Origin of the sequence: Streptomyces sp. NPDC051907 (assembly GCF_040681075.1) — a bacterium.
Taxonomy (GTDB): domain Bacteria; phylum Actinomycetota; class Actinomycetes; order Streptomycetales; family Streptomycetaceae; genus Streptomyces.
The window spans coordinates 25,941-49,274 of sequence record NZ_JBFAYB010000057.1 but is presented as its reverse complement, the minus strand read 5'-3'; the positions used below and the strand labels follow the sequence as shown (position 1 = coordinate 49,274).

Below are 23,334 nucleotides of genomic sequence, written 5' to 3'. Positions count from 1 at the left end.
CCCCGCCCCGCCCCTTGTGGAGCGTTCCCTCAGTGCCCGGCGCCGGCCGTCGCCTTGGGCAGCTCGACCTGGACGCCCGGGTCGCCCGCGTCCGCGGTGTAGTCCGACGGGCTCGTCTCGTCCACGCCGTCGGGCGCCTTGAGCGCCCGCAGGACGAAGGTGAGCACTACCGTCACCACCACGTTCAGCACGAAGGCCGTCAGACCGATGTAGCCGATCTCGCCGATGCCCGGAATCTCCGCCGACGAGCCGCCGAAGTGCTTCTGCGTCGGGGAGGCCACTCCGTACGCGGCCGCTGTGCCGTAGATCATGCCCACGGCCCAGCCCCCGAGCAGCGCCCAGCGGTGGAACCAGCGGGTGAACAGGCCGCCCACCAGCGCCGGCAGGGTCTGCAGGATCCAGATTCCGCCCAGCAGCTGGAAGTTGATCGCGACCGTCTTGTCCATCGTCAGAACGAAGGCCAGGGCCCCCACCTTCACCAGCAGCGACACCAGCTTGGAGACCTTCGTCTCCTGCGCCGGCGTCGCGTCCGGCTTGATGAAGTCCTTGTAGATGTTCCGGGTGAACAGATTCGCTGCCGCGATCGACATGATCGCCGCCGGCACCAGGGCGCCGATGCCGATCGCCGCGAACGCGACGCCCGCGAACCAGTCCGGGAACATGTTCTCGAACAGCTGCGGGATCGCCAGCTGCCCGTTCTTCACCTTCACGCCCGCCGCGATCGCCATGAAGCCCAGCAGCGCCAGCAGTCCCAGCATCAGCGAGTACAGCGGCAGGATCGTGGTGTTGCGGCGGATCACGTCACGGCTGCGCGAGGAGAGCGTCGCCGTGATCGAGTGCGGGTACATGAACAGCGCCAGCGCGGAGCCCAGCGCCAGCGTGGCATAGCCCCACTGGCCCATCTCCCCGGGCACCAGCGCGCCCTTCGGCTTGTCCGTCGCCGGGTTGATCTGCGCGTACGCCTCGCCGGCCTTGGCGAAGATCTCGTCGAAGCCGCCGAGCTTGATCGGGATGTAGATGATCGCCACCGCTATGACGATGTAGATCAGCGTGTCCTTCACGAACGCGATCAGCGCCGGCGCCCGCAGCCCGGAGGAGTAGGTGTACGCGGCCAGCACGCCGAAGGCGATGAGGAGCGGCAGGTCCTTGACGAACCAGTGGGTGGTCTCGCCGCCGCCGACGCCCATCACGTCGAGCACGGCCTGGATGCCGACCAGCTGGAGCGCGATGTACGGCATCGTCGCCAGGATGCCGGTGACCGCCACGGCCAGCGAGAGCCCCTTGGAGCCGAACCGTCCGCGCACGAAGTCGGATGTGGTGACGTATCCGTGTTTGTGCGACACCGACCACAGGCGCGGCAGGAAGGTGAAGATCAGCGGGTAGACGAGGATCGTGTACGGGACGGCGAAGAAGCCCGCCGCGCCCGCCGCGTAGATCGCCGCCGGGACGGCGACGAAGGTGTACGCCGTGTAGAGGTCGCCGCCGAGCAGGAACCAGGTGACCCAGGTGCCGAACGACCGTCCGCCCAGGCCCCATTCGTCGAGGCTGTTCTCGTTCTCGGCTCTGCGCCAGCGCGACGCGAGGAATCCCATGACCGTGACGGCCAGGAAGAAGAAGATGAAGACGGCGAGTGCGACGCCGTTCACGCCGTCCTTCACTTCGACGCACCTGCCTTTCGGGCGCGCTGGTCACGCTGCCAGAGCTGATACGCGACCATCGTCAGAACGGTCGAAATGACGACCCAGAGCATCTGATACCAGTAGAAGAAGGGAATGCCGATGAACTTCGGATCGACCTTGGCATAAGAGCTCACCCAGAGCATCGCCACAAAGGGCGCGACGAGGCAGAGGGCGACGATCACGCGCACGGGAGTGACCACGGGTTGTCTCACTTCGGGCGCTTCAGGCTCATCCGGCACTTCTGGCGCCTCGGGCACTGCTGTCATACGGCGACTCCGTCCCCTTGCTGATCACCTGTAATGCGCAGGAAATCTAGGCGAGGGCTCGGCGTCCCGCACCCCCTGTCCGCATATCGGTACGGCAACGACTTTCGATGAGAGCCCAGTTCAGCGGCGCCGCAACCCGGAAGCGGGGTCCGACTCCTGTTGGTCCGTCCGTATCCGCTCGAATTCCCCGCGGGACGGTTTCGGCCGCACTGACTCATAGGTGCGCAGCTGTACGACAAAACGTATCTACGCCGACTCGTCCAGCAATTCCCGTACGTACCGCCGTACCGCGCCGACGGCCTGCCGCGGCCTTTTGGGCATGCGGCGGGGGAGAAGCGCGAGCGGAAGCGGCGTCCGCCGGCGTACGAGCCGAGCGCGGCGCCGGCCGTCCCGGCGGCGGTGGTTCCCGGGGATCGCGTGCGCACCGGGTCGTCCCTCCCGTCCATGCGATGACGAGGGGACCGTAGAGCAGGAAGACGAGCCGCGCTACACCGCGTGCGCCGCTTCCAGGCGGAGGCGGCGGGCGGAGGCGTGGCGGGGGCGGCGGGGGGCGGCGGGCCGCCGGAGGGGGCGCCGCACGGTCGCGGGCGCCCGGCCTCCGTGCGCGTCAGCTCTGCGGCCGCTTGAGCCTGGCCACGAACTTGTACCGGTCGCCGCGGTAGACCGAGCGCACCCACTCCACCGGCTCGCCCTGCGCGTCCACCGAGTGGCGCGAGAGCATCAGCATCGGCAGGCCCACGTCCGTGCCGAGCAGCCCGGCCTCGCGCGGAGTCGCCAGCGAGGTCTCGATCGTCTCCTCGGCCTCGGCGAGGTGGACGTCGTAGACCTCCGCCAGGGCCGTGTAGAGCGAGGCGTACTTCACCAGGCTGCGCCGCAGCGCCGGGAAGCGCTTGGCCGACAGATGCGTCGTCTCGATGGCCATCGGCTCGCCGCTGGCGAGCCTGAGCCGCTCGATGCGCAGCACGCGCCCGCCCGGGGAGATGTCCAGCAGCCCGGCGAGGGTGTCGTCGGCGGTGACGTAGCCGATGTCGAGCAGCTGGGAGGTGGGCTCCAGGCCCTGCGCCCGCATGTCCTCGGTGTACGAGGTGAGCTGGAGCGCCTGGGAGACCTTGGGCTTGGCCACGAAGGTGCCCTTGCCCTGGATGCGCTCCAGCCGGCCCTCGACGACCAGCTCCTGGAGCGCCTGGCGCACGGTCGTGCGCGAGGTGTCGAACTCGGCGGCGAGCGTCCGCTCCGGCGGCACGGGCGTGCCGGGCGGGAGCGTCTCCGTCATGTCGAGCAAGTGCCTCTTGAGGCGGTAGTACTTGGGCACGCGCGCGGTGCGGGTCCCAGGCCCGCCCTCGGTCTCGGTGCCGCCCCCGTCCGTGGCCATGGCCTGCCTCCCCGACTCCTGTGCTGCTGCCGTCACCGGCTCCTCCGTCTGTTGCGGCTCACATGGTGGCACGGTCCGGTCGCGAGTCGTCGACGTCCCCTCCAGCTTGTACGACGAGGGACGACGTACCTCCTCTTATACACCGCCCGCTCCCGTGTTGGTCTAGTCCACCAGGCGGGACGCCCTGCGGCGGGCTCCGGATGGCCGGACGGCGCCCCGGTCCCTCATGTGTCGGTCCGATAACGGACTCGAGCGCCCTTCTTATCCACCCTTGACACCCCCAAAGGTCTAGGCCAAGCTCCCGACTACTGGTCTAAACCATTAAGGCCAGGTCCCAGCCCCACGAGCAGTAATCGGCGTAAGTCTTCGCGGTGGGCAGGGGTTTGCAGGCATCCCTGAGGAGGGTGGCGTGAAGCGCAAGCTCATCGCGGCGATAGGCGTCGCGGGCATGATGGTCAGCATTGCGGCCTGTGGCGATTCCGACAAGAGCGGAGACAAAGCCGGCGGCGCCAAGGAGATCACGGTCTGGCTGACGGTCGACGCCCAGAACAACTGGCCGGACCTGGTCAAGGCCGCCGACGACGCGGTCGCCAAGAAGCACCCGGGCATCAAGATCAAGCACGAGTACTACGGCTGGCCCGACAAGAACGCCAAGCTGGACGCCGTCCTCGCCACGGACAAGGCGCCCGACGTGGTCGAGATGGGCAACTCCGAGATGCTCGGCTACATGGTCAAGGGCGCCTTCGCCCCGGTCGACCCCGCCAAGTTCGAGCAGTCGGACGCCTGGCTGGACGGCCTCAAGGAGTCCGTCACCTACGAGGGCAAGACCTATGGCGTCCCGTACTACGCCGGCGGCCGCGTCGGCACCTGGCGCAAGGACATCGCCGCCGAGGTCGGGGTGAAGGCCGCGCCGAAGACGTACGCCGAGCTGACCGGCGCCCTGGACAAGATCCAGGAGGAGAAGGGCGACAAGTTCAGCGCCTGGTACCAGCCCTCGCCCGACTGGTACGCCGCGATGTCCTTCGTCTACGACGCCGGCGGCTCCATCGCCAAGGAGGACGGCGGCACATGGAAGGCCAACCTGTCCTCGCCCGAGTCCCTCAAGGGCCTCAACGAGTACAAGGCGATCATCGACAAGTACATGCACGGCGACAAGACCAAGGACGAGGCGGACCGCCCGGTCGTCTTCGGCCAGGGCAAGTCCGCGACGATCTTCAGCGCGGCCTGGGAGGGCGCCACGGCCGCCGACCCGAAGAACGACAAGGTCGGCAAGCTCGCTGACAAGATCGAGAGCTTTGTGATGCCCGGCCCGTCCGGCAAGGCCCTGCCCGTCTTCCTCGGCGGCTCCGACCTCGCCATCCCGGTCAAGTCCAAGGCGCAGGACGTCGCGGCCGAGTGGATCAACGCCTTCACCGGCGCCCAGGGCCAGAAGGGCCTGCTCGCCAAGGGCAACCTGCCCAACAACAAGACGGACCTCGCGACCTTGAAGAACGACCCGAAGACGGTGGTCCCCGCCACCGCCGCCGAGTCCAACTGGTTCGTGCCGATGGCTCCCGGCTGGGGCCAGGTCGAGAAGGCCCAGACCCTCAAGACCATGCTGCAGGAGATCGGCACCGGCAAGAAGTCGGTCGAGGACGCCGCGAAGGACGCGGACGCCGCGATCGACAAGGTCATCAACACCAAGTGACCTGTGGGCGGGGCCCCGTCGCGCCGACGGGGCCCCCGCCGCCCGTACCAGAGAGGGACCGCTGAGGAGCACGGGATGAGTGCCGCAGAGACAACCACCGCCAAGGCGCCGCCGACGCGGCGAACGCCGCCGCCGTCGAACGCGGCCGCAGACCCGGGCAGAGGGGGCAGGAAGCGGGGCGCCGGCGCGGCCGGAGTGCCGTGGGCGCTGCTGGCGCCCTGTCTGCTCGTCCTCCTCCTCGTCCTCGGCTATCCGCTGGTGCGGCTGGTCGCCCTCTCCTTCCAGAAGTTCGGGCAGCCCCAGCTGTGGGGCTTTCAGGACCCGGAGTCCGTCGGCTTCGACAACTTCGCCAAGATCCTCGGGGACGCCGAGTTCTGGGGCGTCGTGGTGCGGACCGTGGTCTTCGCCGTCGTCGCCGTGGTCCTCACGATGGTCATCGGCATGCTGACAGCCCTGCTGCTCCAGCGCGTCTCCGGCTGGGTGAAGACCCTGGTCAACATCGCGCTGGTGGCGAGCTGGGGCATGCCCATCATCGTGGCCACCGCGATCTTCAAATGGCTCTTCGACGCCGACTACGGCGTCCTCAACTGGCTGCTCTCCCGGCTCCCCGGCGTCGACATGATCGGCCACAACTGGTTCGCCAGCGGTCCGCAGGGGCTCGCGGTCATCATCCTGCTGGTGGTCTGGGGCGCCGTGCCCTTCGTCGTGATCACGCTCAGCGCCGGACTGACCCAGGTGCCCAAGGAGCTCGAGGAGGCCGCCCGGCTCGACGGCGCCGGCGCGTGGGGAGTCTTCCGCTTCGTCACGCTGCCGATCCTCAAGCCCATCATCGTCATGCTGACCACGCTCTCGGTCATCTGGGACATGGGCGTCTTCCCGCAGGTCTTCGTGATGCGCAACGGCCACCCCGAGGCCGAGTTCCAGCTGCTCACCACGTACTCCTACGACAAGGCGTTCGTCGTCAACGACTACGGAACGGGCTCGGCCATCGCCTTGGTCACCGTGCTCCTGCTGCTCGGCGTGGTCGCCGTGTACATGCGCCAGATGCTCAAGATCGGAGAAGTCGAGTGAGCGCAGTCACCGCGTCGAAGGGCGCGACCTCGACACCCGCGACCCCAGCCCCCGCGGCGCCGGCCGCCCGCCGCCCGCGCGGCGGCAGGCTCGGCTGGAACCTGCTCGGCCTGCTCGTCTTCGCCGTCGCCGGCTTCCCCGTCTACTGGATGCTGAACACGGCGTTCAAGCCGGCCAAGGACGCGATCGACCCCGACCCGCACTTCTTCCCCAGCGTCTTCACGCTGGAGAACTTCCGCCGGGCCCTGGACGTCGCCGACTTCTGGGGGCCGGTCGGGCGCAGCCTGATCGTGTCGCTGGTCGTCGTCCTCATCGGCATCGCCGTCGGCATGCTGGCCGCGCTCGCCATCTCCCGGTTCGCCTTCCGCGGCCGCAAGATCGTGATCGTCGGCATCCTCGCGGTCCAGATGGTCCCGCTGGTCGCCATGATCATCCCGGTCTTCCTGCTGCTGAACGACCTCGGTCAGTACGACAAGCTCACCGGCTTGATCATCACGTATCTGACCTTCATCCTCCCCTTCACGGTGTGGACGCTGCGCGGGTTCATCGTCAACATCCCCAAGGAGCTGGAGGAGGCGGCGATGGTCGACGGCTGCACGCGCACCGGCGCCTTCGTGCGGGTCGTCTTCCCGCTGCTCGCCCCCGGCATGGTCGCCACCTCCGTCTACGGCTTCATCCAGGCGTGGAACGAGTACCTCTACGCGCTGATGCTGATGAGCCAGCAGAACCAGACCGCGACCGTCTGGCTCGGCAACTTCACCACCAAGCACGGCACCGAATACGCACCGATGATGGCCGGCGCCACGATGATGGCCGTCCCCATCGTGATCCTCTTCCTCCTCGTCCAGCGCAAGATGGCCGCGGGACTGACGGCCGGCGCAGTGAAGGGATAACGCCGCCTCATGACAACTCTCGTACGTGGTTCCTCAAACACCCTCACCCGCGACGCCCTCGCCGTCCTCCAGCCCGGGTTCGTCGGCACCACCGCGCCCGAGTGGCTGCTGCGGCGGATCGGCGAAGGGCTCAGCGCGGTCGGCCTGTTCGGCCGCAACATCGACTCGGCCGGCCAGCTGGCGGCCCTCACCGCGCAGTTGCGGGCCGAGCGGGACGACGTCCTCGTCGCGATAGACGAGGAGGGCGGGGACGTCACCCGGCTCGAGGTGAGGTCCGGCTCGTCCTTCCCCGGCAACTACGCCCTGGGGTCGGTCGACGACGTGGACCTCACCCGAGCCGTGGCCCGAGAGCTCGGCCGCCGGCTCGCCGAGTGCGGGGTCGACCTCAACTGGGCCCCGTCCGCCGACGTCAACTCCAACCCGGACAACCCGGTGATCGGCGTACGGTCCTTCGGCGCGGACACCGCGCTCGCGGCCCGCCACACCGTCGCGTACATCGAGGGCCTCCAGGCCGCCGGAGTCGCCGCGTGCACCAAGCACTTCCCCGGACACGGCGACACCAACGTCGACTCGCACCACGCGCTGCCCCGCATCGACGCGGACCTCGACACGCTGCACGCCCGTGAGCTGCTGCCTTTCCGCGCGGCTGTCGCGGCGGGTTCCAAAGCGGTGATGAGCGCGCATATCCTGCTTCCCGCGCTCGACCCGAACCGCCCGGCGACGCTGAGCCCGCAGATCCTCACCGGTCTGCTGCGCGAGGAACTGGGCTATCAGGGCCTGATCGTCACCGACGGCATGGAGATGCAGGCCATCTCGTCGACGTACGGCATCGAGCGCGGCTCCGTCCTCGCCATCGCGGCGGGCGCCGACGCGATCTGCGTCGGCGGCGGCCTGGCGGACGAGGAGACCGTACTGCGCCTGCGCGACGCGCTGGTGGCGGCCGTACGGGACGGCGAACTGCCCGAGGAGCGGCTGGCCGACGCGGCGGCGCGGGTGCGCGCCCTCGCCGACTGGACGCGGCGGGCCAGGGGGGCTGCCGCGGAGCCGGGCGCGGCGGCACAGGAGGGGACCGCGCCCGGCTCCGAGATCGGGCTGGTCGCGGCGCGCCGCGCGGTGAAGGTCACGGCGTCCCAGCTCCCATACGAACCGGTGACCGGCGCGCCCTACGTCGCCGCGCTCACTCCGGTCGCGAACATCGCGGTGGGCCACGAGACGCCGTGGGGAGTGGCGGCGGAACTGCGCGCGCTGCTGCCGGACACGGAGACGGACACCTATGACGAGACGTCCGATACCGCCGCACTGGTCGGCCATGTGCTGGCCGCGGCCGGCGACCGCAGGATCGTGGCTGTCGTACGCGACGTTCACCGCCACCCCTGGATGGCGGACGCCCTCGACGCCCTGGTCGCGGCCCGGCCCGACACGGTCGTGGTCGAGATGGGGCTGAACCGCGCGGCGCCCAGGGGAGTCCTGCACATCGCGACCCATGGCGCGGCTCGCGTCTGCGGACGCGCCGCCGCGGAGGTCGTCACCGGCGGGGCCGCCGGGGCCTGACCCTCGCGGACACCGCTCTCGTCCGTTCCCGTCCGCTCTCGTTCGCTTTCGTACGCACCGGGAGGCGCCCAGCATGTCTGAGGCCGAGGCCTTCGGGCGGGGGCGGGGCCTTCGAGCCTCGCTCCTGGCGGCGCCGGCGTAGTCCGGCGGCGCTCGGGGTGCGCTCTCGGCGGCTGTGCGTCGGGCTTGCCGCCGGCTCAGGGCCGCCGCGCATCGCTGAGCACCCCCGCATCCCCCCCGTGAGGCGGGGCAGCGGGCCGCCCCGAGCCGCGCCCCCTCAGGCCCGCGATCCGCCCGTCGCGTCCACCCACTGACCCGTCACCCAGCGCCCGTCCTCCGACGCCAGGAACGCCACCACGTCCGCCACGTCCTCCGGCGTGCCCACCCTGCCCAGCGCCGACAGCGCCGCCGCGCCCGCCCATGCCTCCTCGCTCGCGCGGAGCCACTGCGCGTTCACGTCCGTGTCGATGATTCCCGGGGCGACCGCGTTCACCGTGATGCCCCGCGGCCCGAGCACCTTCGACAGGTTCCGGGTGAACACGTCCAGCGCCCCCTTCGTCATCGCGTACGCGATCAGCTCCGGCATCATCGCCGCCTTCGACAGGCCCGACGAGACGTTGACGACGCGCCCGCCGTCCCTCAGCCGCTCCACTCCGAGCTGCGTCACGAAGAAGGGCGCCTTCGCGTTGACCGCGAAGAGCCGGTCGTACTCCGCCTCCCCGATCTCCGCGAATCCCGCCGCCGTGCCGATCCCCGCGTTGTTGACCAGGATGTCCAGGCCGTCCGCGCCGCTCAGCCGGTCGAACTGCTCCCACAGCGCCGCCGCGTCGCCCTCGACGCCCAGCTCCTGGCCGAGCGCGAACGCCGACCCGCCCGCCGCCTCGATCGTGGCGACCGTGTCCTTCGCCGCCGCCTCGTTGCGCCCGTAGTGCACCGCGACCCGCGCCCCGTCCCGGCCCAGCCGCTCCGCGATGCCCCGGCCGATCCCCCTGCTGCCGCCCGTGACCAGCGCCGTCTTGCCCTTGAGCGTGCGCATGGCTACGCCCCCCTATTTCTCTAGTGGTCGCTACAGAAAGAACCGTAACACGTTCTCTAGCGCCCGCTATAAAATGTTCTCCATGGCGACGAAACAGCGCGGCCGCCCCCGCTCCTTCGACCGCGAGGCGGCTCTGGAGCAGGCGACGATGGCCTTCTGGGAGCACGGCTACGAAGGCGCCTCCGTGGCCGACCTGACCCGCCGGATGGGCATCGGCGCGCCCAGCCTCTACGCCGCCTTCGGCGACAAGAAGGCCCTCTTCGACGAGGTCGTGGAGGCGTACGCGGCGACCTACGGCGCCTTCGCCTCCCGCGCGGTCGAGGAGGAGCCGACCGCCCGCGCCGGCGTCGGGCGGCTGCTGCGCGAGGCGGCGGCGGAGTACACCGACCCCTCCCGTCCCCGCGGCTGCCTCGTGATCAGCGGCGCGGTCAACTGCACGACGCCCGAGGTCGAAGCCGCCCTCCGCGACCGCCGCAACGCCAACGTCGCCGAGCTGGAGAGCCGGATCCGCGCGGACGTGGCCTCGGGCGCGCTGCCCGCCACAGCGGACGCCGCCGCTCTCGCCCGCTATAGCGGCGCGATGCTCCAGGGCATGTCCCAGCAGGCGCGCGACGGCGCGACGAAGGAGGAGCTGGAGGCCGTGGCGGAGACGGCGATGCGGGCGTGGCCCTGACCGGCCCTGACGTCCCGGGCGCTCGGGCCGCGCAGCCGGTCTCGGGCGCTTCGGCGCGCGTTCCGCCCCCGGAGACACCCGCGGGCCGCGGCGCCTGACGGGACCCTCAGCCCGTCCGGCACCGCAGCCCGGAGTTTCTCCGGCCGAAGGGTGTGCGGTCCCACGGCCGTGTATGAGGTCTCGACGCAGTCAGGGCAGAGAGCGCCGGGTACCTCGATCCGCCCTCCTGTGCGGGGAAGGCGGAGGCTTTACCAAGTCATTGTGGACTAGACCATTCTGCACTGTCTATCCATGTGCAGAGCATAGTTCTCCGTCCATCCTCCACCACGGGCGGCCCATTCCGCAGGTTCACGCCACAGGTACGCTCGCCTTGTGCCCTCCATGAACGACCTCGTCCGCCAGCACACAGCCCTGAGCGAATCCGACCTCGAGTGGCTCCATCTGCTGGTCTCGGAGTGGCAGCTGCTCTCCGACCTCTCCTTCGCCGACCTCGTGCTGTGGGTCCCCACCCGCGACGGGACCCGCTATGTGTCGGTCGCGCAGATGCGGCCCAACACCGGTCCCACCTCCTATCAGGACGACATGGTCGGCCATCTCGTTCCCCGCGGCCGCCGTCCACTGCTCGACGCCGCCCTGGACGAGGGCCGCATCGTGCGCGAGGGCGACCCCGAGTGGCGCGAGGAGGTCCCGGTACGGGTCGAGTCCATCCCCGTGCGCCGCGAGGGCCGCGTACTGGGCGTCATCGCCCGCAACACGAACCTCCTCACGGTCCGTACGCCCTCGCGGCTGGAGCTCACCTACCTCCAGTCCGCCTCCGACCTCGCCCAGATGATCGCCGCCGGGTCCTTCCCCTTCCCCGGCCAGCAGGTCGACATGGACGCCTCCCCGCGCGTCGGCGACGGGCTGATCCGGCTCGACGCGGACGGAGTCGTGCAGTACGCGAGCCCGAACAGCCTCTCCGCGTACCACCGTCTCGGCCTCGCCTCCGACCTGGTCGGGCACCATCTCGGCCAGACCACAGCCGAGCTGGCGCCCTCCCGCGGCCCGGTCGACGAGGCCCTGGTCAAGCTCGCCAGCGGATACGCGCCCCGGGAGACGGAGGTCGAGGGCAACGGCGGCGTCATCCAGCTGCGCGCCATCCCGCTCAAGCCGAAGGGCACCCGCATCGGCTCCCTCGTACTCCTGCGCGACGTCACCGAACTCCGTCGCCGCGAGCGCGAATTGATCACCAAGGACGCGACCATCCGGGAGATCCACCACCGGGTGAAGAACAACCTCCAGACCGTCGCCGCCCTGTTGCGGCTCCAGGCGCGCCGGATGGACTCCGAGCGCGGCCGCGAGGCGCTCAACGAGGCGGTGCGGCGCGTCGGATCGATCGCGATCGTGCACGAGACGCTGTCTCAGAATCTGGACGAGCGCGTCGAGTTCGACGAGATCGCCGACCGGGTGATCGCCATGGTCTCCGAGATCTCGCCGGGCCGCGTCAACTGCCGCCGGACGGGCCGCTTCGGCATCCTCGACGCCGAGGTCGCCACCCCGCTCGCGATGGTGCTGACGGAGGTGCTGCAGAACGCCCTGGAGCACGCCTTCGCCCCGGGCGAGCAGGGATCGGTCGAGGTCGCGGCCGTACGGGGGGACCAGCGCGCCGACAGCCGACTGCTGATCACGGTCCAGGACGACGGGCGCGGACTGCCCGAGGGCTTCGACCCGCAGCGCGCGGGCAACCTGGGGCTGCAGATCGTACGGACCCTGGTGGAGGGGGAGTTGGGCGGATCCTTCGACATGGTGCCGGTGGCCGAGCCGGGCCGCGGCACCCGGGTCGTGCTCGACGTCCCGGTCCAGGCCGGCAAGTAGCGCCCGGTCCGGGCCGACGCCCTGAGGTCCGGCCCGATGCCCTGACGCTTGCCGCGCTCTGGCCTGCGGGCTGGCAGGAAAAGCGATGAGCCCCGGACCGTGTGTAACGGTCCGGGGCTCGAAGCTCACGTTGCGATGCGCATTCGGGGTACTGCGCGCTGCGGCTCGGGGGCGGTGAGTGCGTACTCTCTGTACGCGCCGCCAAGCATCAGGCTCGTAGCAGGGTGTCAGGCGCTCGCGTTGCGCGCCCGGTTGCGAGCGGCGCGGCGCTTCATCGCGCGGCGCTCGTCCTCGCTGAGGCCACCCCAGACGCCCGAGTCCTGGCCGGACTCAAGCGCCCACTGCAGGCACTGCTCCATGACGGGGCAGCGACGGCAGACGGCCTTGGCTTCCTCGATCTGCAGCAGCGCAGGACCAGTGTTGCCGATGGGGAAGAAGAGCTCGGGGTCTTCCTCGCGGCAAACGGCGTTGTGACGCCAGTCCATGGCTGCTACCTCTCCTTGGTATTACATGCAGGTTGCTTGTGAATGTGAACGCTTTCACGAATCCCCCCGCGAGGGAAGGGCCGACTGCCAGTTGCCTGGTGTGGTCCTGGGTTCTTTGAGGGGGTTCTGGCGGTCTGTGGGGCCGATGTTGCGGGCCGTCCCGATCGCCATGTAGAGATTCGCAAACCTCGGCGGCGGATACAACCCCTTCCGGAAACTTTTTTTTGATTCCTCGGTGTCGGCTAGGTCACAGCCGTACTTCTATGGGGTGGAAGCCAGCCCATACGTTCGAGATAAAGGACTTTCGGTCCTTCCGCTCACACAATCACACGCAGTGCACGGCGTACGCCTGTGAACGTCACGCTCGTGCGGAGCCCAAGGTGGTCACCGTCCATCTGGAACGGGAGCGGAACCTTGGAATGCAAGGTGAAGTCCGTCAGGTCATGGAGAGTGACGGCGTGCTTGCCGCGAGGTCCGCGCTCGGGCGTCGAGGTGAGCAGCTGGGTCGCGTAACGCGCCACGGCCGACGTCGACAGCTTGGACAGTCCGACCACGTCGAGGGCGGTGTCGAAGGACGCCCGCGGGGACGCGTACACCGGGCGATTGCCCAGGAAGGTCCACGGCGAGGTGTTGCAGACTATGGACAGCACGAGGTCGGTGACCGGGTCCTCGCCGGGGCGCTCCAGCGTGATGGGGCCGTGGCGGCGGTGGGGCTCGTCCAGGAACTGGCGTACCACCTGGCGCATGTAGAGGGCGTGCGTCGACCGCTTCCCGCGCTCCCTCTGCTGTTCGACGCGGCCGATCACGCTCGCGTCGAAGCCCAGCCCGGCGCAGAAGGTGAACCAGCGGGCCGGAACCGCTTCGTCCTCGGTGCCCGGCGCTCCGGCGGCCAGCCCGAGGCCGACCGTGCGCTCGGTCCGGTCACGGAGAGCGTCGAGGATGGCGCCGGTTGCCTCCACGGCGTCGTTGGGGAGGCCGAGGGCACGGGCGAAGACATTGGTCGAGCCGCCGGGGACGACCGCGAGGCGGGGGAGCCGCTCCGGATCGGGCCCGTTGTGCAGCAGCCCGTTGACCACCTCGTTGACCGTGCCGTCGCCGCCGAGGGCGACCACGAGCTCTATGTCGTCGGACTCCGCGGCCCGACGGCCGAGGTCGCGGGCGTGCCCGCGGTACTCGGTGGTGACGGCTTCCAGCTTCATCTCGCTGGCGAGCGCGTGGATGAGCACGTCACGGGTGCGGGCACTGGTGGTGGTTGCTGCCGGATTGACCACAAGAAGTGCGCGCATGCGCAGCAGCGTACCTACTGAGGGGTACCTGGCCCAGCCCGGGGGTTCGCCCCCAGGACTGCCCCTGGCCCGGCCCGCGGGTCGCCGCGGCGGCTACCCTGCATGGGTGAGCAATGACCAGACCCCGCGCCCTGCCCGCCTGACCGCCGCAGCGGCGGTCTCCGGTCTGGAGGGCCTCGCACTGGTCGTCGGCGGCGCCTACATGCTCGTGATGGGCCTGCTGGGCCGGCCCGACAATCCGACGCAGGCCGAGATGGGCGGAGTGACGCTCATCGCACTCGGGGCGATCCCGCTCGCGGCGGCCCGCGGTCTGCTGCGGATGCGCGCCTGGAGCCGCGGCCCGGCGATCATCACGCACCTGATGGCGCTGATCCCGGCCTGGACGCTGCTGCGCACGGACGGCGCCTTGATCGCGCTCGGGATCGCGGTGGCGGCCGTGGCCGTGACGGGTCTGGTGCTGCTGGTGAACCCGGCGACGACGAAGGCGCTCGGCATCGGCCTCCCCGCGCGGGACGCGTAGGGCGCGCTTCCGACGGATCTTGGTCGGACGTCTGCCGGCCGGGCGGCGCCAGGCGAGGCGACTCGACGTGCTGACTGTCTCGTCAGGCTCGCCCGCCGCGTGCGCCCGCCCGCCCGCCGCGGGGCCGGCGGACATGGCTGAGCCCCGGACCGCGACCGCGGTCCAGGGCTCGTGGCTCACACCTGCGTCCTCGTCCACGCCGCCGCGGACGGGGCTGCCTACTCCTCCACCAGGAGCTTCTCCCGCAGCTGCGCCAGCGTCCTCGCCAGCAGACGGGAGACGTGCATCTGCGAGATGCCCACCTCCTGCGCGATCTGCGACTGCGTCATGTTGCCGAAGAACCGCAGCAGCAGAATCCGCTTCTCGCGCGGCGGCAGGTCCTCCAGCAGCGGTTTCAGCGACTCGCGGTACTCGACGCCCTCCAGGGCCTCGTCCTCCGCGCCCAGCGTGTCCGCCACCGCCGGAGACTCGTCGTCGGTGTCCGGGACGTCCAGGGACAGCGTGGAGTAGGCGTTGGCCGACTCCAGGCCCTCCAGGACCTCCTCCTCCGAGATGCCCAGCCGCTCCGCCAGCTCGTGGACCGTGGGGGAGCGTCCGTGCTGCTGGGAGAGCTCCGCCGTCGCCGTGGTCAGGGCGAGCCGCAGCTCCTGCAGCCGGCGCGGCACCCGGACCGCCCAGCCCTTGTCGCGGAAGTGACGCTTGATCTCTCCGACGACCGTCGGCGTCGCATACGTCGAGAACTCGACGCCCCGGTCCGGATCGAACCGGTCCACCGACTTGATCAGGCCGATCGTCGCGACCTGCGTCAGGTCGTCCAGCGGCTCGCCGCGGTTGCGGAAGCGGCGCGCCAGGTGCTCGACGAGCGGCAGGTGCATCCGCACCAGCTGGTTGCGCAGCTCTGCCCGCTCCGGGGAGCCGTCGGGCAGCGTGCGCAGCTCGATGAACATCGCCCGAGCCCCGCTGCGGTCATGTGGATCGTGCTGCGTCTCGTGCACGTGCTCGCTCATCCGGTCCGCCCTCCCCCAGAGCTTCGCCTGGGAGGTACCCCCAACCTGCGCTTGCTCCGCCCCGGCCGTCTGGCCGTCAAGTCCGTCCACTGCCGGGTGCGGCCGCGCCTGCTGCTCCGGGATGCCGGCCGGCGCGCCCAGCGCCCCGGGTCCGCGCTCCTCGTCTCGCACAGAACCGCCCCCGTTCCCGTCGCTCACGCCGGCCCGGGTCCCGCGCCGCGCTGTTTGTACAGGCTGATGGAGACCGTACGGTCCTCCGCGACCGTGGAGTCGACTTTGCCGGCCAGCGCCGACAGCACCGTCCAGGCGAAGGTGTCGCGCTCCGGCGCCCGCCCGTCGGTGGTCGGCGCCGAGACCGTGACCTCGAGTGAGTCGTCGACCAGACGGAAAACGCAGCTGAGGACGGAACCGGGGACGGCCTGCTGGAGCAGGATGGCGCACGCCTCGTCGACCGCGATCCGCAGATCCTCGATCTCGTCGAGGGTGAAGTCCAAGCGTGCTGCCAAGCCTGCCGTGGCGGTACGCAGCACGGACAGGTAGGCGCCCGCAGCGGGCAGCCGGACTTCCACGAAGTCCTGAGTCCCGGGCTCGCCTGCGATCTGGGACACCCTCACCTCCAAGGTGGCACAAGCTCTTTCGGGGCTGCGGAGGAAAGATCCCACAGCCGTCGGTACGTAGTCAGTACGTAGCCGGATTCGTAGCCGGTACTGGCCTGGCGACGCTATCGCGATCCATGGTGCCCTGTCGCCGGGACCCCCAGTCGGTGACTGTCACTCATGGTAAGCATATGAGCACGCACAGTGGCTAGAGGTCGGCGCCGCCCAATTACGAGGATCCGGCGGAGGGTTGACGTACCCACGCGTCAGACGATCGAACCGTCCACGAAGCACCAGCGCCAGGTCTCGTCCGCCTCGAAGCTCCTCATCACCGCGTGGCCCGTCTCCTTGAAGTGCTCGCTCGCGTGGCGGAACGGCGAGGAGTCGCAGCAGCCCACGTCCCCGCAGACCAGGCAGAGCCGCAGCTGCACGGGATGGCCGCCGACCGCCAGACAGGCCGGGCAGGTCTCGCTCCTGGGCGCCGGCTCGGGGCGCGGCAGTTCTGCTACGTGCGCACACTCGCTCATGATTGCCAGGTTACGACGCAGGTGACAGACGTGGGACCGGACGTGAGGTCGGTGGAATGGACGCACTGCAACTGGTGGGGCTGATCGCTGCGAGCGCCGCGATCGCGGGCGCGGCCCGCCGGACGCCCGTGCCGGCGCCGCTGCTGCTCGTCACGGCCGGGCTGATCGGCGCCTATGTGCCGGGCGTGCCGGACTACACCCTCGATCCGCATATCGTGCTGCCGCTGGTGCTGCCCCCGCTGCTGCACACCGCCGCGCTCGACAGCTCGTATCTGGACCTGCGGGCGAACGCCAGGCCCGTCGCGCTGCTGTCGGTCGGCTACGTCCTCTTCGCGACCGTCGCCGTTGGATACCTCGCCTATCTACTGGTGCCGGATCTGCCGCTGCCGGCGGCGCTGGTGCTGGGCGCGGTGGTCGCCCCGCCGGACGCCGTCGCGGCCACCGCCATCGCCCGGCGGCTGGGACTGCCGCACCGGATCACCACGATCCTCCAAGGCGAGTCCCTGGTGAACGACGCGACCGCGATCACCGCGTACAAGGTGGCGCTGGCCGCGGTCCTCGGCGAGGGCGCGAGCTGGGCCGGCGGCATCGGCGAGTTCGCGCTCGCCTCCATCGGCGGGGTGGCCGTCGGCCTGATCCTGATGGTCCCCATCCACTGGCTGCGCACGCATCTCAAAGAGTCCCTCCTGCAGAACACGCTCTCGCTGCTCATCCCCTTCGTCGCCTACGCGGCCGCCGAGCAGGTCGAGGCGTCCGGAGTGCTCGCCGTGGTCGTCGTCGCCCTCTACCTGGGCCACCGCGCCTGGCAGGTCGACTTCGCGACCAGGCTCCAGGAGGCGGCCGTGTGGAAGGTGGTCGCCTTCATCCTGGAGTCGACGGTCTTCGCGCTCATCGGGCTGCAGCTTCCGTTCGTCCTGGAGGGTCTCGGCGACTATGGAGTGGCCGAGGCGCTCTGGTACGCGGTCGCGGTCTTCGTCGCCGTCGTCGCGATGCGGTTCGTCTGGGTCTTCCCGGCGACCTTCGTGCCCCGGCTGTGGGGGCGCGTCAGGGCGCGCGAGGGCGCCGTCGACTGGACCGCGCCGCTGACCGTCGGCTGGGCCGGGATGCGGGGCGTGGTGTCCCTGGCGATCGCCTTCTCGATCCCGCTGACCCTCGACGACGGCGAGGCCTTCCCGGCGCGGAACCTCGTCCTCTTCCTGACCTTCACGACGGTGATCGGAACGCTCGTGGTGCAGGGGCTGACCCTGCCGCCCCTGATCCGCGCGCTGAAGCTGCCGCAGCGGGACGCCTACGCCGAGACGCTGGCCGAGGCACAGGCCCAGAGCGAGGCGTCGCGGGCTGCGGAGCAGCGGCTGGACGAGCTGCTCGCCGACGAGCGCAACGCGCTGCCGCAGCCGCTGGCCGACCGTCTGCGGACGGTGCTGGAGCGCCGCAGGAACGCCGTGTGGGAGCGGCTGGGGGCGGTCAACGAGGTGACCGGGGAGTCCGCGGACGACACCTATAGGCGTCTGTCGCGGGAGATGATCCAGGCCGAGCGCGAGGTCTTCGTGGAGCTGCGCGACCAGCGGCGGATCGACGACGAGATGATGCGGACGCTGCTGCGCCGGCTGGACCTGGAGGAGGCGGCGGCCTACCGCGAGGAGGTCTGACCGGCTGCTGCCGGTGCCGGCGGTCGCGGCGGCTATGGCGAGGGCGGCCGGCCGGTGACGACGGCGGCGACCGCGGCACCGGACGGGAAGGCGCCCTGGCCGGCGAGCTCCGTGAGCCCATAGAGCATCTTGGCGACATAGAGGCGCTCGACGGGCAGGCCGTGGCGGGCCTCGAAGTCCTCGGCGAAGGCGTCGAGCTCGTCGGTGGTGCGGGCGTACCCGCCGAAGTGGAACCGCTCGTCGAGGGACCAGTCGCCGGCCGGCCCGCCGAAGGCCTCCCGCTGGAGACGGCGTATCTCCTCGCCGAGGAATCCGCCCTTCAGGACGGGGAAGCCGATCGCCCGCTGCCCGGGCGCGAGGCCGGCGGCCAGGCCCGCGAGCGTCCCGCCGGTTCCGCAGGCCACGCCGACGACGTCCGCGACCTCGTGGAGCTCGTGGCCGAGGGCGACGCAGCCGCGCGCGGCGAGGGCGTTGCTGCCGCCTTCGGGGACGACGTAGATCCCCTCCCCGGACACCGCGGCCTCGCTCTCGGCGCGCCGCACGAGGTCCGCCCGCACCTGCGCGTCGTCCTTCGCCCGGTAGGTCGTACGGTCCACGAACACCAGCGCCATGCCGTCGGCGCGGCACTGGGCCAGGGACGGGTTCAGCGGCCGCGAGGCCAGCTCGTCGCCGCGGACGACGCCGATCGTCGGGAAGCCGAGCAGCCGTCCCGCCGCCGCGGTCGCGCGCAGATGGTTGGAGTACGCGCCGCCGAAGGTCAGCACCGGGCGGCCCGCCGCGGCCGAGAGGTTCGGGGCCAGTTTGCGCCACTTGTTGCCGGGGAGCGCCGGGTGGATCAGATCGTCGCGCTTGAGCACGAGACGTACGCCGTGCCGGGCGAAGCGCTCGTCCTCCACTTCCTGCAGCGGCGACGGCAGCCGCGGCCGCAGTGCGGCGGTGGGGTCGAGCGCTTCCCTGGTCACCTGCCCATTGTCAGGTCAGGCGGTCACTTCAGGCGCTCGTGGACGCGGTCCCTCATCGAGTTCATCGTGAAGCCCCGGGGGTCGATCTTCCCCGGCTGCCACTCCAGATGGCCGATGACCGAGCGCTCGTTCCAGCCGTGGTGGCGGCAGACGGCCGCCGCGGCTCTCTCGATGGCCTCCAGCTGCGCGTCCGGCCACGGGTCCTGTCCGTCGCCGAGGTTCTCGCACTCGAAGCCGTAGAAGTGGCGGTTTCCGTCGGTGTTGGCCTCGTTGTCCGGCGGGAGGCCACGCTCGGCGATGACGGCGCGCAGGACGTCGTCGTCGCCGAGCCCGGCGTGGTTCGCGCGTCCATAGCCGACCAGATGGACCGTGCCGTCCTTGGCGATGACTCCGTGGCACAGGGGCCCCGGCAGGGCGGCATAGCCGTCACGGCAGATGCGGACGGTGTTCGCGGTTCCCTTGGTGACGGTGTGGTGGATCATCACGCCGTGCACGGGGCCCCAAGGGCCCTTGTGGTTGCGATTGTGGGTCCGCCATTCGCCGACCTGGACGACCGTCAGCCCCTCGTCGCGCAGAGCGTCGAGAAAGGCGTTGGCGGACATGGGTGGGGACATCGTCGTCTCCTTGATGGTGCGTGGGGGATGTGGGGGTATGCGGCGTCTTTTGGCTTGTACCCGAACTCCCCTGGTAACGACCATCCGTTCGTACGGCGAGCGAGCCGATTCGGTCAGTCGGCGCTCGGCCGGAGGCGAGGCGAATGCGGCCGTGTGCCCCGCCCACGCCGAACTAGTCCCATCCATTTGTGTAATTGAGTCAGGACTCTGCGTGCTGAAGGCTCATGAGTTGCAGTGCAGTTCATGATCGAGAGGGAGTCCTATGTCGGTTGGTTCGGTCGGCTCTGTCGGCGACGAAGTCCGCGAGCAGCAGACTGCGAAGCAGCAGAGTCTTGGTACGGCCGCCGCGCGGAATCTGGCGACGACCACCAAGTCCGCCCCGCAGATGCAGGAGATCACCTCACGGTGGCTGCTGCGCATGCTGCCGTGGGTGCAGGTGCAGGGCGGCACCTACCGGGTGAACCGGCGCCTGAGCTACTCGGTGGGCGACGGGCGCGTGACCTTCGTGCAGACCGGGGACCGGGTGGCGGTCATCCCAGCCGAGCTCGCCGAGCTCCCAGCGCTCAGGGAGTTCACGGACGAGGCAGCGCTGGGCGAGCTGGCGAACCGCTGCGAGCAGCGGGAGTTCGAGGCGGGCGCGCTGCTGGCCGAGGCCGGCTCCGCGCAGGACCGGGTCTACCTCCTCGCGCACGGCAGGGTGGAGAAGATCGGCACGGGTCCGTACGGCGACGAGGCGGTCCTCGGCGTCCTCGCGGACGGCGCGTACTTCGGCGACCAGGCGCTCCTCGACGCGGACGCCACCTGGGAGTACACCGCCCGTGCGGCGACCGGGTGCACGGTCCTCGTGCTGTCCCGCGACGACGTGACGAACCTCGCGGACCGCGCCGAGTCGCTGCGCACGCACCTCGCGGGGCTCGCGGCCCTGCCGCAGCAGCGCACCAACAAGTACGGCGAGGCGGCGATCGACCTGTCGGCCGGCCATGTCGGCGAGGCGGTCGTCCCGCACACGTACGTCGACTACGACGCGGCCCCCCGCGAGTACGAACTGAGCGTGGCCCAGACCGTGCTGAAGGTCCACAGCCGGGTCGCGGACCTCTACAACCAGCCGATGAACCAGACCGAGCAGCAGCTGCGGCTGACGGTCGAGGCGCTCCGCGAGCGCCAGGAGCACGAGCTGGTCAACAACCGCGAGTTCGGCCTGCTGAACAACTGCGACTACGGCCAGCGGCTCCAGCCGCACGACGGGGTGCCCAGCCCCGACGACATGGACGAGCTGCTGTCGCGGCGGCGCGGCTCGAAGCTGTTCCTCGCCCACCCGCGGGCCATCGCCGCCTTCGGCCGCGAGTGCAACAAGCGCGGACTGATCCCGCAGAGCGTCGAGGTCGCGGGCAACCACGTGCCCGCGTGGCGCGGTGTGCCGATCTTCCCGTGCAACAAGATCCCGGTCAGCGACTCCAACACCACGTCCATCATCTGCATGCGTACGGGCGAGGCGGACCAGGGAGTCATCGGCCTCCAGCAGAGCGGCATCCCCGACGAGATCGAGCCCAGCCTGTCCGTGCGCTTCATGGGCATCGACGAGCAGGCGATCATCTCGTACCTGGTCACGGCGTACTACTCGGCGGCGGTGCTGGTGCCGGACGCGCTGGGCGTGCTGGAGAACGTGGAGGTGAGCCGCTGGCGGTGACCGGCGGCAGAGCGGGGGCGCGGCGGCGAGGCGGCGGGGGCGAGGCGGCTGGAGCGCGGTCAGCGCATGGTCGCCCGTCGCGGCCCCTCCCGGCGGCGCCGTCCGCGAGGCCGGCTCGTCCCCCGCCCGGTGAAGGGCGCACCCTCACCCGGTGCGGGCGGACCCCTCGCCCCTCCCGAACCCCAGAGAGGACCGTTCAGTTGGCCATGGCGGACATCGCCGAGGGCCGTGAGGCCCTCGCGTTGCTCGAGCGGACCCGTCGCGTCGTCAATCCGCAGCTGCGCACGACCATCGAGTCCCTGCCCGGATCGATACGGCGTGTGGCGATGTACCACTTCGGCTGGGAGCACGCCGACGGGACCCCGGCCGCCGGGGCGGCGGGGAAGGCCATCAGGCCCGCCCTCGTGCTGGCCGCGGCGCGGGCGCTCGGCGGGGAGCCGGCCGACGCCGTCCGGGCCGCCGCCGCAGTGGAGCTGGCGCACAACTTCACCCTGCTCCACGACGACGTCATCGACGAGGACTCCACCCGCAGGCACCGGCCGACCGCCTGGACCGTGTTCGGAACGCCGGACGCCATCATCGCGGGAGACGCCCTGCTCGCCCTCGCGCTCCGGCTGCTCGCCGAGGACGGGCATCCGGCGGCCGCCGCCGCGTCCGCCCGGCTCGCCGCCTGTGTGATCGAGCTGTGCGCGGGCCAGCAGGCGGACTGCGCCTTCGAGGAGCGCGCGCCGAACGAGGTGTCCCTGGAGGAGTGCCTGGGCATGGCGACCGCCAAGACGGGCGCGCTGCTCGGCTGCGCGTGTGCGCTCGGCGCGCTGTACGCGGGCGCGGGCGAGGAGGAGGCCGCGGCGATGGACGCCTTCGGGCGCGAGGCCGGGCTCGCCTTCCAGCTCATCGACGACCTGATCGGGATCTGGGGCGACCCTGACCGCACGGGCAAGCCCGCCGGCGCCGACCTCGCGGCGCACAAGAAGTCCCTGCCCGTCGTCGCGGCCCTCGCCTCGGGGACGGAGGCGGGGGCAGAACTGGCCGAGCTCTACCGCGGGCCGATGAACGCGTCGGCCGTACGCCGGGCCGCCGAGGCCGTCGACCGGGCGGGCGGTCGCGACTGGGCGCAGCTCCAGGCCGCCGACCGAATGGCCCGAGCCGTCCACGAACTCTCCCGCGCGGTCCCGGACCTGGCCGCGGCGGGAGACCTGCTGGCACTGGCGGAGTTCGTCACGCGCCGCGGGCGTTGACGGGGGTGTACGGAGGGCGCGCGCTGGCCGGCTGTCCGATCGGCGCGTAAGCGCCGCGCCCCGCTGGTCGGGGGCTGTACGGATCGCGCCCGTTGACCGGGGGCCTCAGGCGCCGCCCGCGCTGACCGGCGGTAAGCACCGCGCCCGCTGACCCGGCGGGTGCGCTCGCCTGCTGGCCGGGGCTGTATGGACCGTGCCTGCTGGCCGGGGCTGTACGCGCCGGACGCGCTGACCGGCTGTCCGCACGCCGCCCGCCTCGATCGGCGGGTAAGCGCCGCGCCCGCTGACTCGCGGTCGTACGCACCGCAAGCGCCGACCGGTGGCCCGTCCGCACCGCACGCGCTGACCTGGCTGGTCGGTGCACCTGCTGGCCGGAGGGCTGTGCGGACCGCGCCCGCTGACCTGCTGTCCGCGCCCACCCGCGTCGACCGGTCGTTTGCGCCGCGCCCGTTGACCCGGCCGGTCCGCGCGCCCGCTGACTTGGGGTCGTACGCACCGCACGCACCGACCGGGGGCCGTACCCCGCGCCCGTCCGCACACCCCCACCCCCCCGTACGCCCCGCGCCTACGCACCCCCCGCCCGTCCGGTGGCGACTCGCCGAGCCAGCGCCTCCCTAGCAGCCGGAAGCGTCAACTCCGGAATCATGGAGGCACGTTGGCCGGCGGGACGAATGGCGAAGG

General features: G+C 70.9%; 21 protein-coding genes. 10 read left to right on the top strand and 11 right to left on the bottom strand.

Annotated features, from left to right (window positions below):
• Positions 1-29 precede the first annotated feature (29 nt).
• The 3 genes from mctP to AB0M39_RS26415 form a co-directional block, all read right to left on the bottom strand.
• Positions 30-1,658, bottom strand: a complete 1,629-nt coding sequence (gene mctP / locus AB0M39_RS26425) for a monocarboxylate uptake permease MctP (RefSeq protein WP_365368379.1) — start codon at positions 1,656-1,658, stop codon at positions 30-32.
• The gene (locus tag AB0M39_RS26420; protein ID WP_365368378.1) at positions 1,655-1,945 is read right to left on the bottom strand and encodes a DUF3311 domain-containing protein; all 291 of its coding nucleotides are present in this window, start codon (positions 1,943-1,945) and stop codon (positions 1,655-1,657) included. Before AB0M39_RS26420 ends, mctP begins: the two co-directional genes overlap by 4 nt.
• Before the next feature lie 607 nt (positions 1,946-2,552).
• Positions 2,553-3,317 carry a GntR family transcriptional regulator gene (locus AB0M39_RS26415; protein ID WP_365368387.1) on the bottom strand — a complete coding sequence of 255 codons (765 nt, stop codon included), beginning with the start codon at positions 3,315-3,317 and terminating at the stop codon, positions 2,553-2,555.
• A gap of 409 nt (positions 3,318-3,726) precedes the next feature.
• On the opposite strand from AB0M39_RS26415, the gene AB0M39_RS26410 reads away from it, so the two are divergent.
• The 4 genes from AB0M39_RS26410 (at position 3,727) to AB0M39_RS26395 (ending at position 8,519) form a co-directional block, all read left to right on the top strand.
• Complete coding sequence (locus AB0M39_RS26410; protein ID WP_365368377.1) at positions 3,727-5,004, top strand: extracellular solute-binding protein; 1,278 nt, start codon at positions 3,727-3,729, stop codon at positions 5,002-5,004.
• A 75-nt stretch (positions 5,005-5,079) separates the two neighbouring features.
• Positions 5,080-6,075: a sugar ABC transporter permease gene (locus tag AB0M39_RS26405; RefSeq protein ID WP_365368376.1), complete on the top strand. Its 996-nt coding sequence runs from the start codon at positions 5,080-5,082 to the stop codon at positions 6,073-6,075.
• Between the two features lie 101 nt (positions 6,076-6,176).
• On the top strand, positions 6,177-6,968 hold the full coding sequence (locus AB0M39_RS26400) for a carbohydrate ABC transporter permease (protein ID WP_365368386.1): 792 nt from the start codon (positions 6,177-6,179) through the stop codon (positions 6,966-6,968).
• A gap of 9 nt (positions 6,969-6,977) precedes the next feature.
• Positions 6,978-8,519 (top strand): glycoside hydrolase family 3 protein, encoded by a 1,542-nt coding sequence (locus AB0M39_RS26395; protein WP_365368375.1) that lies wholly within the window; start codon positions 6,978-6,980, stop codon positions 8,517-8,519.
• Positions 8,520-8,796: 277 nt separating this feature from the next.
• Here AB0M39_RS26395 and AB0M39_RS26390 read toward each other — a convergent pair whose 3' ends face one another.
• Positions 8,797-9,555, bottom strand: coding sequence for an SDR family oxidoreductase (locus tag AB0M39_RS26390; RefSeq protein WP_365368374.1), 759 nt, complete (start codon positions 9,553-9,555; stop codon positions 8,797-8,799).
• Between the two features lie 82 nt (positions 9,556-9,637).
• On the opposite strand from AB0M39_RS26390, the gene AB0M39_RS26385 reads away from it, so the two are divergent.
• Complete coding sequence (locus tag AB0M39_RS26385) at positions 9,638-10,228, top strand: TetR/AcrR family transcriptional regulator (protein WP_365368373.1); 591 nt, start codon at positions 9,638-9,640, stop codon at positions 10,226-10,228.
• A 381-nt stretch (positions 10,229-10,609) separates the two neighbouring features.
• A complete protein-coding gene (locus AB0M39_RS26380; protein WP_365368385.1) occupies positions 10,610-12,082 on the top strand; it encodes a PAS domain-containing sensor histidine kinase in 1,473 nt (490 codons plus the stop codon).
• Between the two features lie 227 nt (positions 12,083-12,309).
• On the opposite strand, the gene AB0M39_RS26375 is transcribed toward AB0M39_RS26380, so the two are convergent.
• Positions 12,310-12,567: a WhiB family transcriptional regulator gene (locus AB0M39_RS26375; protein WP_003953983.1), complete on the bottom strand. Its 258-nt coding sequence runs from the start codon at positions 12,565-12,567 to the stop codon at positions 12,310-12,312.
• Between the two features lie 317 nt (positions 12,568-12,884).
• The gene (locus AB0M39_RS26370) at positions 12,885-13,853 is read right to left on the bottom strand and encodes a diacylglycerol kinase family protein (RefSeq protein ID WP_365368372.1); all 969 of its coding nucleotides are present in this window, start codon (positions 13,851-13,853) and stop codon (positions 12,885-12,887) included.
• A gap of 106 nt (positions 13,854-13,959) precedes the next feature.
• Between AB0M39_RS26370 and AB0M39_RS26365 the strand changes: the two genes are divergently transcribed.
• Positions 13,960-14,373 carry a hypothetical protein gene (locus AB0M39_RS26365; RefSeq protein ID WP_365368371.1) on the top strand — a complete coding sequence of 138 codons (414 nt, stop codon included), beginning with the start codon at positions 13,960-13,962 and terminating at the stop codon, positions 14,371-14,373.
• Between the two features lie 218 nt (positions 14,374-14,591).
• On the opposite strand, the gene AB0M39_RS26360 is transcribed toward AB0M39_RS26365, so the two are convergent.
• From AB0M39_RS26360 to AB0M39_RS26350, 3 genes are all read right to left on the bottom strand, one after another.
• Positions 14,592-15,578: an RNA polymerase sigma factor SigF gene (locus AB0M39_RS26360; protein ID WP_365368370.1), complete on the bottom strand. Its 987-nt coding sequence runs from the start codon at positions 15,576-15,578 to the stop codon at positions 14,592-14,594.
• A complete protein-coding gene (locus tag AB0M39_RS26355; RefSeq protein ID WP_307661212.1) occupies positions 15,575-15,988 on the bottom strand; it encodes an anti-sigma regulatory factor in 414 nt (137 codons plus the stop codon). The genes AB0M39_RS26360 and AB0M39_RS26355 overlap by 4 nt, the downstream gene beginning before the upstream one ends.
• A 254-nt stretch (positions 15,989-16,242) precedes the next feature.
• Positions 16,243-16,503, bottom strand: a complete 261-nt coding sequence (locus AB0M39_RS26350; protein WP_365368369.1) for a UBP-type zinc finger domain-containing protein — start codon at positions 16,501-16,503, stop codon at positions 16,243-16,245.
• 56 nt (positions 16,504-16,559) lie between these two features.
• Between AB0M39_RS26350 and AB0M39_RS26345 the strand changes: the two genes are divergently transcribed.
• The gene (locus tag AB0M39_RS26345; protein WP_365368368.1) at positions 16,560-18,152 is read left to right on the top strand and encodes a Na+/H+ antiporter; all 1,593 of its coding nucleotides are present in this window, start codon (positions 16,560-16,562) and stop codon (positions 18,150-18,152) included.
• Positions 18,153-18,184: 32 nt separating this feature from the next.
• On the opposite strand, the gene AB0M39_RS26340 is transcribed toward AB0M39_RS26345, so the two are convergent.
• Both AB0M39_RS26340 and AB0M39_RS26335 read right to left on the bottom strand, forming a co-directional pair.
• Positions 18,185-19,114, bottom strand: coding sequence for a pyridoxal-phosphate dependent enzyme (locus AB0M39_RS26340; protein ID WP_365368367.1), 930 nt, complete (start codon positions 19,112-19,114; stop codon positions 18,185-18,187).
• A 23-nt stretch (positions 19,115-19,137) separates the two neighbouring features.
• Positions 19,138-19,728: an N-acetylmuramoyl-L-alanine amidase gene (locus AB0M39_RS26335; RefSeq protein ID WP_365368366.1), complete on the bottom strand. Its 591-nt coding sequence runs from the start codon at positions 19,726-19,728 to the stop codon at positions 19,138-19,140.
• 262 nt (positions 19,729-19,990) lie between these two features.
• Here AB0M39_RS26335 and AB0M39_RS26330 point away from each other — a divergent pair, with 262 nt between their 5' ends.
• A complete protein-coding gene (locus AB0M39_RS26330) occupies positions 19,991-21,415 on the top strand; it encodes a family 2B encapsulin nanocompartment shell protein (protein WP_365368365.1) in 1,425 nt (474 codons plus the stop codon).
• Between the two features lie 206 nt (positions 21,416-21,621).
• A complete protein-coding gene (locus AB0M39_RS26325; protein WP_365368364.1) occupies positions 21,622-22,653 on the top strand; it encodes a family 2 encapsulin nanocompartment cargo protein polyprenyl transferase in 1,032 nt (343 codons plus the stop codon).
• The last annotated feature ends 681 nt before the right edge of the window (positions 22,654-23,334 follow it).